The sequence below is a fragment of the Rhodoferax sp. EU05-FHT12H12 genome (assembly GCF_058791215.1).
The window spans coordinates 88,390-101,588 of record NZ_JBYTDI010000001.1 but is presented as its reverse complement, the minus strand read 5'-3'; the positions used below and the strand labels follow the sequence as shown (position 1 = coordinate 101,588).

Annotated in this window: 9 protein-coding genes; 5 read left to right on the top strand and 4 right to left on the bottom strand. The window is 62.4% G+C overall.

Annotated features, from left to right (window positions below):
* Positions 1-6: 6 nt before the first annotated feature.
* Complete coding sequence (gene uvrB / locus AC3WS7_RS00445) at positions 7-2,118, bottom strand: excinuclease ABC subunit UvrB (RefSeq protein WP_492654995.1); 2,112 nt, start codon at positions 2,116-2,118, stop codon at positions 7-9.
* A gap of 66 nt (positions 2,119-2,184) precedes the next feature.
* Between uvrB and AC3WS7_RS00440 the strand changes: the two genes are divergently transcribed.
* The 5 genes from AC3WS7_RS00440 (at position 2,185) to rsxB (ending at position 8,124) form a co-directional block, all read left to right on the top strand.
* Positions 2,185-3,228, top strand: a complete 1,044-nt coding sequence (locus tag AC3WS7_RS00440; RefSeq protein ID WP_492654994.1) for an NAD(P)H-dependent flavin oxidoreductase — start codon at positions 2,185-2,187, stop codon at positions 3,226-3,228.
* A 105-nt stretch (positions 3,229-3,333) separates the two neighbouring features.
* Positions 3,334-4,542, top strand: a complete 1,209-nt coding sequence (locus tag AC3WS7_RS00435; protein ID WP_492654993.1) for an amino acid aminotransferase — start codon at positions 3,334-3,336, stop codon at positions 4,540-4,542.
* 53 nt (positions 4,543-4,595) lie between these two features.
* Positions 4,596-5,954: a hypothetical protein gene (locus tag AC3WS7_RS00430; protein ID WP_492654992.1), complete on the top strand. Its 1,359-nt coding sequence runs from the start codon at positions 4,596-4,598 to the stop codon at positions 5,952-5,954.
* Positions 5,955-6,001: 47 nt separating this feature from the next.
* On the top strand, positions 6,002-7,441 hold the full coding sequence (locus tag AC3WS7_RS00425; RefSeq protein ID WP_492654991.1) for a polyhydroxyalkanoate depolymerase: 1,440 nt from the start codon (positions 6,002-6,004) through the stop codon (positions 7,439-7,441).
* The gene (rsxB, locus tag AC3WS7_RS00420; RefSeq protein ID WP_492654990.1) at positions 7,438-8,124 is read left to right on the top strand and encodes an electron transport complex subunit RsxB; all 687 of its coding nucleotides are present in this window, start codon (positions 7,438-7,440) and stop codon (positions 8,122-8,124) included. The genes AC3WS7_RS00425 and rsxB overlap by 4 nt, the downstream gene beginning before the upstream one ends.
* Before the next feature lie 34 nt (positions 8,125-8,158).
* Here rsxB and AC3WS7_RS00415 read toward each other — a convergent pair whose 3' ends face one another.
* From AC3WS7_RS00415 to AC3WS7_RS00405, 3 genes are all read right to left on the bottom strand, one after another.
* Positions 8,159-10,486 (bottom strand): methyl-accepting chemotaxis protein, encoded by a 2,328-nt coding sequence (locus tag AC3WS7_RS00415; RefSeq protein WP_492654989.1) that lies wholly within the window; start codon positions 10,484-10,486, stop codon positions 8,159-8,161.
* Positions 10,487-10,656: 170 nt separating this feature from the next.
* Complete coding sequence (locus AC3WS7_RS00410) at positions 10,657-11,139, bottom strand: VOC family protein (protein WP_492654988.1); 483 nt, start codon at positions 11,137-11,139, stop codon at positions 10,657-10,659.
* A complete protein-coding gene (locus AC3WS7_RS00405; protein ID WP_296471099.1) occupies positions 11,136-13,184 on the bottom strand; it encodes an acetyl-CoA carboxylase biotin carboxylase subunit in 2,049 nt (682 codons plus the stop codon). The genes AC3WS7_RS00410 and AC3WS7_RS00405 overlap by 4 nt, the downstream gene beginning before the upstream one ends.
* Positions 13,185-13,199 lie beyond the last annotated feature (15 nt).

Sequence of the window (13,199 nt, the reverse complement as noted above, 5' to 3'; positions counted from 1 at the left end):
TCAACTTTACAAAATCACCACGTTGTCAGCCCCGGGGGCACCAAAGGCCTGCTCCTTGAGGATGTGCAGTTGGTCGCGCACCCGCGCTGCTTTTTCAAACTCCAGGTTGCGGGCGTGTTCCATCATGAGCTTTTCCAGGCGCTTGATTTCGCGGGAAACATCCTTCTCGCTCATGTCCTCCACCTGCGCACGTTGCTGCGCATCGCGCTCCAGGCGTTCCGCCTCCTTGCCGGCCTTCTCGCTGTAGACGCCATCGATCAAGTCGCGCACCTTCTTGACGATGGCCTTGGGGGTAATTCCGCGCTCCAGGTTGTGGGCAATCTGTTTCTTGCGACGGCGCTCAGTCTCGCCAATCGCCCGTTCCATCGAATCCGTGATCTTGTCGGCATACAGAATCGCGCGGCCCTCCAGGTTGCGCGCGGCGCGGCCTATGGTCTGGATCAGCGATCGTTCGGAGCGTAAAAAGCCTTCCTTGTCCGCGTCCAGAATCGCCACCAGCGACACCTCGGGAATATCCAAGCCCTCACGTAGCAGGTTGATGCCCACCAGCACATCAAAGGTGCCCAGACGCAGGTCGCGCAGGATTTCCACACGCTCCACGGTGTCCACATCGCTGTGCAGGTAGCGCACCTTCACGCCGTTGTCGGTCAGATAGTCGGTCAGCTGCTCCGCCATGCGCTTGGTCAGCGTAGTGATGAGCACGCGTTCGTTTTTTTCCACGCGGATGCGGATTTCCTGCAGCACATCGTCCACCTGGCTGCCGGCCGGGCGCACCTCTACCTCGGGGTCGACCAGGCCGGTGGGCCGCACCAACTGCTCCACCACCTTGCCCGCATGGTCTTTTTCCCACTGCGCTGGTGTGGCCGACACAAAGATGGCCTGGCGCATCTTGGTCTCGAACTCCTCAAACTTCAGCGGCCGGTTGTCCAGCGCGCTGGGCAGGCGAAATCCGTATTCCACCAACGTGGTCTTGCGCGCCCGGTCGCCGTTGTACATGCCACCAAACTGGCCGATCAGCACGTGACTTTCGTCCAGAAACATCACCGCGTCTTTGGGCAGGTAGTCAGTCAGCGTGGACGGTGGCTCACCCGGCTCGGTACCACTCAGGTGGCGCGAGTAGTTCTCAATGCCCTTGCAGTGCCCCACTTCGCTCAGCATTTCCAGGTCAAAGCGCGTGCGCTGCTCCAGCCGCTGGGCTTCCACCAGCTTGCCCATGCCGACAAACTCCTTGAGCCGGTCCGACAACTCCGTCTTGATGGTTTCCACCGCGGCCAGCACCTGGTCGCGCGGTGTCACATAGTGGCTGCTGGGGTAGACGGTGAAACGCGGGATCTTCTGGCGGATACGTCCGGTCAAGGGGTCAAACAGTTGCAGACTTTCAATCTCATCGTCAAACAACTCCACACGGATCGCCATCTCGGAGTGTTCGGCGGGAAAGATGTCGATGGTGTCGCCGCGCACGCGGAAGGCACCGCGGCTGAAATCCATGTCGTTGCGCTGGTACTGCATGCGCACCAGCTGAGCAATCATGTCGCGCTGGCCCAGCTTGTCGCCGGTGCGCAACGTCATCACCATCTGGTGGTAACTCTCAGGCTTGCCGATACCGTAAATGGCCGAGACGGTGGCCACAATCACCACATCGCGCCGCTCCAGCAGGCTCTTGGTACAACTCAGGCGCATCTGCTCGATGTGCTCGTTGATCGCGCTGTCTTTCTCGATGAACAGGTCGCGCTGCGGCACATAGGCTTCGGGCTGGTAGTAGTCGTAGTAGCTGACAAAGTACTCCACGGCGTTCTTGGGAAAAAACTCGCGGAACTCGCTGTACAGCTGTGCGGCCAGCGTCTTGTTGGGCGCAAACACAATGGCCGGGCGGCCCAGGCGGGCAATCACATTGGCCATGGTGAAGGTCTTGCCCGAGCCGGTCACGCCCAGCAGGGTTTGGAACACCTCGCCATCCGTCACCCCCTCCACCAACTGGTCAATCGCTTCGGGCTGGTCCCCTGCCGGAGGGTAGGGCTGGTACAGCTCGTAGGGCGAATCCGGGTAGTGCACAAAAGTGCCGGTGCGCACCTGTTCGGCGTCGTCGGTGACTGCGGGGGTAGGCTGGCGGGAGGACATGGCGGCGGGATCAAAAGGGGCAAAGGTAGAACTGTAGACTAGACCACGCATCTGCAGGACCCCACCATGCCAAACCCCTCGTTCCTGGGCACCGCCCTCCCCTTGATCCAGGCCCCCATGGCGGGCGTGCAAGGCCATGCATTGGCCGCCGCCGTGTGCCATGCAGGCGGCCTGGGCTCCATACCTGCCGCCATGCTGAGCCTAGATGCTCTGCGCACCGAACTCACGCAGCTCACGGCGCTGACCGACAAGCCCTACAACGTCAACTTTTTTTGCCACACACCGCCCACACCCGACCCTGCGCGTGAATCAGCCTGGCAGCAAGCCTTGCGGCCCTATTACGACGAACTGGGACTCTCATTGGCAGACATCGCCCCTGGGCCCGGCCGCGCGCCCTTTAGCGACGAGGTGGCCAACGTGGTCGAAGCCTTCAAGCCCGCCGTGGTGAGCTTCCATTTCGGACTGCCTGCTGCAGCCCTGCTGGCGCGTGTCAAACGCTGGGGCAGCCTGGTACTGGCATCCGCTACCACCGTGGACGAAGCCCTCTGGCTGCAGGCCCACGGCGCTGACGCCATCATTGCCCAGGGACTGGAAGCCGGTGGCCACCGCGGCATCTTTCTCAGCGATGACCTAAGCACCCAAGTCGGCACCATGGCCCTGCTGCCGCAGATCGTGCAGGCCGTGACCGTGCCGGTGATTGCTGCGGGTGGCATTGCCGACGCAGGTGGCGTGGCGGCAGCCATGGCATTGGGTGCCTCTGCCGTGCAGGTTGGCACCGCCTATATGTGCTGCCCCGAAGCCACCACCTCGGCCCTTCACCGTGCGGTACTACAAAGCCCCGCCGCGCGTCATACAGCGCTCACCACGCTGTTCACCGGCCGCCCGGCGCGCGGCATCATGAACCGGTTGATGCGCGAGCTGGGGCCGTTGAGTCCCGCGGCCCCCGCCTTTCCGCTGGCCACCGGAGCCATCGCCCCGCTGCGCGCACGCGCCGAGCGCCAAGGCAGCACCGATTTTTCTCCGCTTTGGAGCGGACAAAACGCCTCGCAATGCCGCAATGTGCCAGCGGCCGAGCTCACGCGTGCACTGGCACGGGGCCTGGCGCGTTAAGCACCCAGAAAAGGCACCAGCGCGGTGCCCGGTAAAATAGGGATTACCCGAATCGCAGGCCGCGGAACGGGTACCCCCACGACATTCCAATCACAGGACTTTTCCATGTCTCTTTTCTCCGCCGTCGAAATGGCTCCCCGCGACCCGATCCTGGGTCTGAACGAACAATTCAACGCTGACACCAACCCCAACAAAGTGAACCTGGGCGTGGGCGTGTATTTCGACGACAACGGCAAGCTGCCCCTGCTGCAGTGTGTGCAAGCCGCCGAGAAAACCATGATGGACAAGCCCACCGCACGCGGCTACCTGCCCATCGACGGCATCGTGGCCTACGACAACGCCGTCAAGGGCCTTGTGTTTGGCGCTGACAGCGAACCCGTCACCTCCGGCCGCGTGGCTACCGTGCAAGCCATTGGCGGCACCGGCGGCCTGAAGATTGGCGCCGACTTCCTGAAGAAGCTCAACCCCACCGCCAAGGTGCTGATATCCGACCCCAGCTGGGAAAACCACCGCGCCCTGTTCACCAACGCCGGTTTTGAAGTCGGTACCTATGCGTACTTTGACGCAGCGGCCAACGGTGGCAAGGGTGGCGTGAACTTTGAAGGCTACCTGGCCAGCCTGAACGCCGCAGCTGCCGGCACCGTGGTTGTGCTGCACGCTTGCTGCCACAACCCCACCGGCTATGACATCACACCCGAACAGTGGGACCAGGTCATTGCGGTGGTGAAGGCGAAGAACCTGACACCATTCCTGGACATGGCCTACCAAGGCTTTGGCTACGGCATCGCCGAAGACGGCGCCGTGATCGCCAAGTTTGTGGCCGCCGGCCTGAGCTTCTTTGTGTCCACCTCCTTCTCCAAGAGCTTCAGCCTCTACGGCGAGCGCGTGGGCGGCCTGTCCGTGCTGTGCAAGGACAAGGAAGAAGCCGGCCGTGTGCTGAGCCAGCTCAAGATCGTCATCCGCACCAACTACTCCAACCCACCCACCCACGGTGGTGCTGTGGTGGCCGCGGTGTTGAACAACCCCGAGTTGCGCGCCCTGTGGGAAAAGGAACTGGGCGAGATGCGCGTGCGCATCAAGGCCATGCGCCAGAAGCTGGTCGACGGCCTGAAGGCCGCCGGTGTGAAGCAGGACATGTCCTTCATCACCACCCAGATCGGCATGTTCAGCTACTCCGGCCTCTCCAAGGACCAGATGGTGCGCCTGCGCAGCGAGTTCGGCGTCTACGGCACCGACACCGGCCGCATGTGTGTGGCCGCGCTGAACAGCAAAAACATTGACTACGTGTGCGCTGCCATCGCCAAGGTCATTTGATCTACGCCAAATATGCTGCTAGCCCGCATAGAGTATGCGCAAGCAGCTATTAAATGCATAGCAAACGCCGACTGACCCGACTGCACACCCTCTGCCTGACACTGGCATGGTGCGTGGTCAGCGCGGCAGCCTGGGCGGGTGGCACCCACACCCAGGCCAGCTACCGGGCACTGGAGGGTTTGCCAGAGCTCAGCCAGGCCCCGCGGGCGGTGGTGGAGTCCCTGGACAGCTTTTTGCGCGCCCAAGAGCAAACGCTGGAAGCACTGCTGGCCAGCCAGGAGGCTTGGGCCACGGCCACCGTGGAGTTGTACCCGGCCCTGCCCGATACGCTGGCCTTCGTAGCCAACCAGCAGCGCAGCGACGAGGCACGTCGGCAGGCATTTCTCACCGCCCTTCGCGTCGCCCCCAACAGCAAGTTCATGCTGTTCATGGAGCCCGATACCAAGAGCAGCGATAGCGCTGCCAACGGCAACGCCACCTTGGGACTCACGGACGTCAGCAGCGTCCCGCCTCACCACGGCAGCATCCACGCCCATAAGCGTTTTGTCCCCCTCAAACCCGGCGAACTGGTGAGCCCTCTGGCAGTACTGGCTACCGCAACGGATGAGCCCGACTATGGGCTGGACACCTTTGTGTGGGAAGACAGCCCCACGGGCTGGGGCAAACAGTGGGGGCTGGGAACCCAACCCTTTGGCAACCCCGGCTCGGCAGCAGCCTCCCAAACCCCATTTGGCATGGGCTTCTTCTTTGAGGACCGCATGCTCTACACCGTGGCACCCTGGGCCAAGCGCTCCATGGTGCAGGCGCGTTACTACCAGTACTCCAGCCTGTCCGCGCTGGCCCTGCGAACCGGGCACGACTACTGGGGTTGGCGTTTTGCCGGCCTGGCCCTGCACTACCTGCAAAGCCTGACCCAGCCCTACCACGCACGCCTGGCGCCCGGCGAATCCAATGCCAAACTGCTGGCCTACAACACCTTGGCCCGCATGGGGCTGCAGGGCCCACGCAACACACGTATCCGCGCCATCACCAACCAGCGCCTGCTGCTGGATGCCCTGCAAACCCAATTGCTGCCACAAAGTTACAAAGCCCTGCAAACCCAGGACAAAGACAGCAGCTACCCCGAATGGAATGACCGCTACCTGCGTGCCGTGGTAGCCGCCCAAAGCGCCGCGCTGGCCGACAACGCACAGCGCACCCTGCTGGAAACACTGCCACCAGAATGGGTGGCAGAAGCCCTGATTGACTTGCAGCCCCAGGATGCGACCATGCACTTGTTGCCTGATCTGCTGGCCCAGGACCCGACGCGGCGGGCACGCCTGCAGGGCCTGGTGAACGAAGTGATGGGCAATTTCGGTGCCCACAGCCGCAATGCCGTGCGTGCGATTGTCAAATCAGGCAACCGGTATTAAGTCCATTGCTGTTATATTGCACTGCAACATTTTCCTAAGGTTCCCCCATGCTGTACCAGCTTTACGAAACCCAACGCTCCTTGATGGAGCCGTTTTCTGACCTGGCACTGGCCGCTGCCAAGCTCTATAGCAACCCGCTGTCCGTCGTGGGACAGAACCCCTTCGCGCAGCGCCTGTCGGCCGGCTATGACCTGATGCACCGACTGGGCAAGGACTACGAAAAGCCCGAATTCGGCCTGCGCACGATTGATGTGGATGGTGTGGACGTGGCCATCCACGAGCGCGTGGAAATCAACAAGCCCTTCTGCGAGCTGCGCCGCTTCAAGCGCTTCACCGACGACACCGCGACCCTGGACAAGATCAAGGGCCAGCCTGTGGTGCTGATCGTGGCGCCGCTCTCGGGCCACTACGCCACACTCTTGCGTGACACCGTCAAGACCATGCTGAAGGATCACAAGGTCTACATCACGGACTGGAAAAACGCCCGCCTGGTGCCGCTGGCAGACGGCGAATTCCACCTGGACGACTATGTGAACTACGTGCAGGAGTTCATCCGCCACGTGCAGGGTGTGTATGGCAACTGCCATGTGATGAGCGTGTGCCAGCCTACCGTGCCGGTGCTGGCCGCGGTATCCCTCATGGCCAGCCGTGGCGAAACCACGCCACTCACCATGACCATGATGGGCGGCCCGATTGACGCCCGCAAGTCCCCCACGGCGGTGAACAACCTGGCCATGAACAAGAGCCACAGCTGGTTCGAGAACAACGTGATCTACCGCGTGCCCAGCAACTTCCCAGGTGCGGGCCGCCGCGTCTACCCGGGCTTTTTGCAGCACACCGGCTTTGTGGCCATGAACCCCGACCACCACGCCAAGAGCCACTACGACTACTTTCAGGACCTGATCAAGGGTGACGACGCCAGCACCGAAGCCCACCGCAAGTTCTACGACGAGTACAACGCCGTGCTGGACATGGATGCCGACTACTACCTGGAAACCATCCAGGTTGTGTTCCAGGAGTTTGCGCTGGTCAACGGCACCTGGGAGGTGAAAAACCCCCAAGGCAAGCTGGAGCGTGTGCAACCGGCCGATATCAAGACCACTGCGCTGATGTCGGTAGAAGGCGAACTGGACGACATCTCAGGCGCTGGCCAGACCGAGGCGGTACACGACATCTGCAGCGGTGTGCCCAAGAGCCAGCAGCGCCACTTTGAGGCCAAGGGTGCCGGCCACTACGGCATCTTCTCGGGCCGCCGCTGGCGTGAACATGTGTACCCGCAGGTCAAGGCTTTTATCAAGGCGCACGCCTTGGTCAGCACCACACCGCGCGCAGCCCCCGCAAGCGCAGCTGCCCCAGCCCCAGCCGCCAAGGTCGCCCGCAAGGTGCCCGCACCGGTTTTGGCACAAAAAGTGCCTGCAACCCCCGTCAAATCTGCGCCAGCAGCTCCTAAAAAGGTAGCAGCCAAGCGTAGCACCCAGAGCAAGTGAGCACCGGCAAGACAGCTGCACCGCCCCTGGTGCAGCGCCTGCTGGACGCCCTGCCCCAAACGCAGTGCACCCGCTGCGGCTACCCCGATTGCGCGGCCTATGCGCAGGCCATGGCCGCAGGCGAAGCCGGCATCAACCAGTGCCCGCCCGGCGGTGCCGCAGGCATTGCGCGCCTGGCGGCCATCACCGGTCAGCCTGTGCAGCCGCTGGATCCCGCGTTTGGTGTGGAAGGGCCGCGCAGCGTCGCCTTCATTGACGAAGCCTGGTGCATAGGCTGCACCCTGTGCCTGGACGCCTGCCCGACCGACGCCATCATCGGCAGCAACAAGCGCATGCACACCGTGCTGGAGCAGTACTGCACCGGCTGCGAGCTGTGCCTGCCAGTGTGCCCGGTGGATTGCATTCTGCTGGAGAACGTGACGGCGACAACAACCGGCTGGAGCGCCTGGCCCCAGGCCCTGGCCGACGAGGCGCGCACACGTTACAGCGCACGCCAAAACCGCCGCACGCGCGAAGAAACCGAGCACGCACAACGCCAGCAGCAGAAAGCAGAAATGAAACTGGCGGACCTGCCGGCCCACTCCCAGCACACCGACCCGGTGGTGCTGGACCAAAAGCGTGCGGTGATCGAAGCCGCACTGGCGCGGGCCCGTGCGCGGGCCAAGCCCGGCGGCGCCGGTTAAGCGGCACCGGCCAACCGCCAGCGCCGAAGCACGCCTACTGCATGGCCATCAGGTTTTTATAGACACCGCAGCCCACGTAGACGTCGTCCACCTGCACCACATACGACATCTTGGTCTGCACCTTGCCGTTGAGCGGGTTAACGATGTCGTACTCCACCCAACCTGGGGCCACAGCGGCCTGCCCGACGATGGAGGCCACCAGGGTATTGCCGTCGATGCCTGGTACATCCTGCACACGGGTGCCCACCTTGGCAGGGTTGCCACCAAAGGCCAGGTACTGGCCGTTGCGGTCCAGCACAAACACGTACATATCGCGGTCAAACAGCCCGCTTTCCTTGGGCGTGACTTCACGCACAAACGCGTCGCGGCTGCCCGATCCACGGCGCAGTAACAGGGCACGCTCCACCAAGGCGCGGGCCTCGTCGGCCGACCCCTGCTGCAACTTGAACACCGACACCGCCTCGGACAGCACGCTGGCGCGCTCCTGCAGGGCAGTGGCCTGGTTGACGGCCTGCTCCACCATGGCGGCATTCTGTTGGGTGATCTCATCGAGCTGGCGAATGGCCATGGTGATTTCGGACAGGCTGTTGCTCTGCTCGGCACTGGACGCCGAGATGTGCGACATATTGGCGGCCACATCACGCACACCGTCCACAATGCGCGTGATGTTGGCTCCAGCGGCGCGGATCTGGGCCACCCCGCTGGCCACCTGGGCGGTGGAGGCTCCAATCAGCGTACGAATCTCTTTGGCCGATGCGGCAGAACGTTGTGCCAGTGAGCGGACTTCGGTCGCCACCACCGCAAAACCACGGCCCGATTCGCCAGCCCGTGCAGCTTCCACCGCCGCATTCAGTGCCAGGATGTTGGTCTGAAAGGCCAGGCCATCAATCACACCGACGATTTCGTCCATGCGCTTGGTGCTGGCCTCAATGGCCTCCACGGAGGCAATCGCCTCCACCATGCCCTGCGCCCCCTGTTCCGCCACTCCCCGCACGGCCTGGGCCGCCTGGTCCGATTTCTGGGCGGTGTTGGCGTTGTCCTGCACGGTGGACGACAGCTCCTGCACGCTGGCCGAGGTCTCCTCCAGATTGGCGGCCTGTTGCTCCGTTCGGCCCGACAAGGCTTCATTGCCACTGACCAGGACATCACCGGAATTCGCAACCAGTGCCGAGTTGCTGCGCACGCTGGCCACCATGACCGAGATATTGTTCACCATCACATCCATGGAATGCGACATGTCGGAGAGCTCGTCCTTGCCACGGATCTGCACTTTGTGGCGCAAGTTGCCGGCTGCCGTCTCTTCCATGAAGCGCAGCACCTCCCGCAAATCCTGCAAAAAACTGAAATTGAAGGACATCATGAAATACAGCAGGGCCAACACGGTCAAGGTACTCACCGCCACGGTGCCCCACAAAACCGTCAAGGTACGGTCCAAGCGCTGTTGCAACAACGTGTGAACGCCCGCCACGGCAGAGGCCTGGTAAGCCGCAATGGCTTCGATGGTTTGGGTACCCGCGTTGAAATAGGTTTGCGACTCGCCGGTTGCAGCACCGGCAGCAAACCGTTCACGCGCCAGCTTGGAGAAACTGGCGCTGGCCTCCAGGGCCTTTTCACTTAGCGGGTCTTTCACCCCCATCTCCGATATCAGCGTCTGGGCATATCGCACATTCAGCGCCCACGCATCCAGTGCGTCCAGTTGGGTCAACACCCGGATCGCTCCGCTTTCGTCCAGAGTCGGCTGGCTCAGCAGGCCCGCGCCTTGACCCCGCAACCGACCGACCTGCTCCGTCCAGGGAATCAGACGCGACACGGCCATATCCATCAGCGTATAGGTCACCGGGTCGGGATCAAACAGGAGGCTGGATTCATTGGAAATGCCATACACAAACCGGGTCAGATCCTCAATCAAGGCCGTATGCAGTGCAAAACTGGCCGGAGCGGTCTTGCCCTCCAAAGCGGGGATCAGCGCATCCACGCGTTCCCTCAAGTTTTTCCACTCCACAGCAGCCCGGGCTCCGCTACCTGCGTTGATCTTGGCATCCAGTTGGTCCCGTGCGACCTTCAGGGTTTCACGGGTCTTGTCCCGCGGCCCTTGCGCTGCGGCATTGCCGGACAACACCATGTTGGTCTGGCCACGGTGGGCTTGCAATTGGCGAACCAGCGCACTGGCGTTTTCGACCATGGCTATGCCAGCCAACTCCGAACGCACGGTCCCGATTTCATTGCGCTCGCGGGCAATCAGCTCGGCAACGATGAAGAACAGAGGCACCAGCACGACCGCCGTCACCAAGCTCAGCTTGACACCAAAGCGCATGCGGCGCATCAGCCAAATGCCAGCAGAAAAAACCTTATCCAGCTTCATGTTGTCTCCTCGTCTGCGCCATAGCGCGGGCCCGGCAAAAACCGGTGCAACCCCGTCCAGCTTACCAACGGCGTGTTTTCATTGAAACACCTGTGGCTGACTGTAACCCTACCGGCGGGATCGCAAACCCCAAGAAACCCACAAAAGCCCGTCCTAATGCCACCAAACGCCTACGGTGCGGACAAGGCCCGCACCACTTCGGGGGGCGCCTGCACCAGCTCGATCAGCACGCCCTCACCCGCGATCGGAAATTCGTCGTTGCTTTTGGGATGCAAAAAAGTGATGTCGTAACCCGCCGCCCCCTTGCGGATGCCGCCGGGGGCAAAGCGCACGCCCTTGGCGGTGAGCCATTCCACGGCCACCGGCAGGTTGTCGATCCACAGGCCCACGTGGTTCAGCGGCGTGGTGTGCACGGCGGGCTTTTTGTCCGGGTCCAGTGGCTGCATCAGATCAACCTCCACCTTGTAGGGCCCCATACCCATGGCGCAGATGTCCTCGTCCACATTCTCTTTTTCGCTCTTGAAGGTACCGGTGACCTCCAACCCCAACATGTCCACCCACAGGGTCTGCAGGCGTTTCTTGTCGGGGCCACCTATGGCGATCTGCTGGATACCCAGCACTTTGAACGGACGGTGGGAAGCCACTGCTGTCATACGAACTCCACGATGGCTTGGTCAACCGACAGACTCTCGCCCTTGGCGGCCAGCACCTTGCCCACCACACCATCGGCGGCGGCGAACAGCACGTTTTCCATCTTCATGGCTTCGATCACGGCCACACGTTCACCCGCCTGCACCTTCTGGCCAGGCACCACCGCCACATCCACCAGCAAGCCGGGCATGGGCGAGAGCACGTAACGGCTCATGTCGGGCGGTGCCTTGTGCGGCATCAGGGCGTGCAGCTCGGCCATGCGCGGGGACATGACCAGCGCATCAATGCGCGTGCCGTTGTGTTGCACGCGCAAGGCCAGCGGGTTCTTGGGCGTGCCGCGCTCCACCTGGGCGGTAAAGGCTTTGCCATTTACCGTGCCAGTAATGGCAATGTCGTTCAGGCGTGATTTGCTACGAATCACATAGCTGCTCGCGCCCACCCGTACTTGCGCGGAGCCAGTTTCACCTTCAAACTCGTCCACATGCACCGGGGTGTAGCGGTTGTTGCCAGCGGCATCCAACGTCACCACCACATAGTCTTTGCCCGCGTCCACCGCATATCCGGGCAATTGGCCCGACAAGCCCGCCGCACGCTCGCGCGACTTGCGGCGCACAAATGCGGCCAGCGCGGTCAGGAACGCGGCATCGTCATGTGGCACGTCTTCGGCAAAGAAGCCCTTGCCGTAGTTCTCGGCAATAAAGCCGGTGTTGAAATCGCCGCTTACAAACCTGGGGTGGGCCAGCAGCGCCGCCTGGAACGGGATGTTGCTGGAGACGCCGCGGATCACAAAGCCGTTGAGGGCCTCGCGCATCTTGGCAATCGCGTCGTTGCGGTCCTTACCGTGCACGATGAGCTTGGCAATCATCGAGTCGTAGAACATCGGAATCTCGCCACCGTCCTGCACGCCGGTATCCACGCGCACGCCTTGCAGGTGTTCAACGTCACTCTGCCACATGGTCTGCTCGGGCGGTGCAAAACGCACCAGGCGGCCGGTGGAGGGCAAAAAGTTGCGGAACGGGTCTTCCGCATTGATGCGGCACTCGATGGCCCAGCCATCGCGCTTCACGTCGGCTTGTGTCAGGGGCAGCTTTTCGCCAGCGGCCACGCGGATCATCAGCTCCACCAGGTCCAGCCCGGTGATGCACTCGGTCACCGGATGCTCCACCTGCAGGCGGGTGTTCATCTCCAGAAAGTAGAAGTCCTGGTCCTTGCCGACCACAAACTCCACCGTGCCCGCGCTCTGGTACTTCACGGCCTTGGCCAGTTGCACGGCCTGCTCGCCCATGGCCTTGCGGGTGGCGTCGCTGATGAAGGGGCTGGGCGCCTCTTCAATCACCTTCTGGTGGCGGCGCTGGATGGAGCACTCGCGCTCGTTCAGGTAAATCACGTTGCCGTGGCTGTCGCCCAGCACCTGGATCTCGATGTGGCGCGGCTCCTGCACAAACTTCTCGATGAAGATGCGGTCGTCGCCGAAGCTGTTGCGGGCCTCGTTCTGGCAACTGGAGAAGCCTTCGAACGCTTCCTTGTCGTTGAACGCCACGCGCAGGCCCTTGCCGCCGCCGCCCGCAGACGCCTTGATCATCACGGGGTAGCCAATGCCCTTGGCAATCTCCACCGCCTGCTCCGGGCCGCTGATGGCATCGTTGTAGCCGGGGATGGTGTTGACCTTGGCCTCATTGGCCAACTTCTTGGAGGCAATCTTGTCGCCCATGGCGGCAATGGAGTGCGCCTTGGGCCCGATGAAGGCAATACCTTCGTCCTCGCAGCGCTTGGCAAACGCTTCGTTCTCGCTCAAGAAGCCATAACCGGGGTGCACGGCCTGTGCGCCGGTTTGCTTGCAGGCGGCAATGATTTTCTCGGCCTGCAAGTAGCTTTCGCGGCTGGGCGCGGGGCCGATGTTGACGGCCTCGTCAGCCAGCGCCACATGGCGGGCTTCCTTGTCGGCATCGGAGTAGACGGCAACCGTCTTGATGCCCATTTTCTTGGCGGTGGCAATGACGCGGCAGGCGATTTCGCCACGGTTGGCGATCAGGATTTTGGTGAACATGGTGCTTGTCCTTTT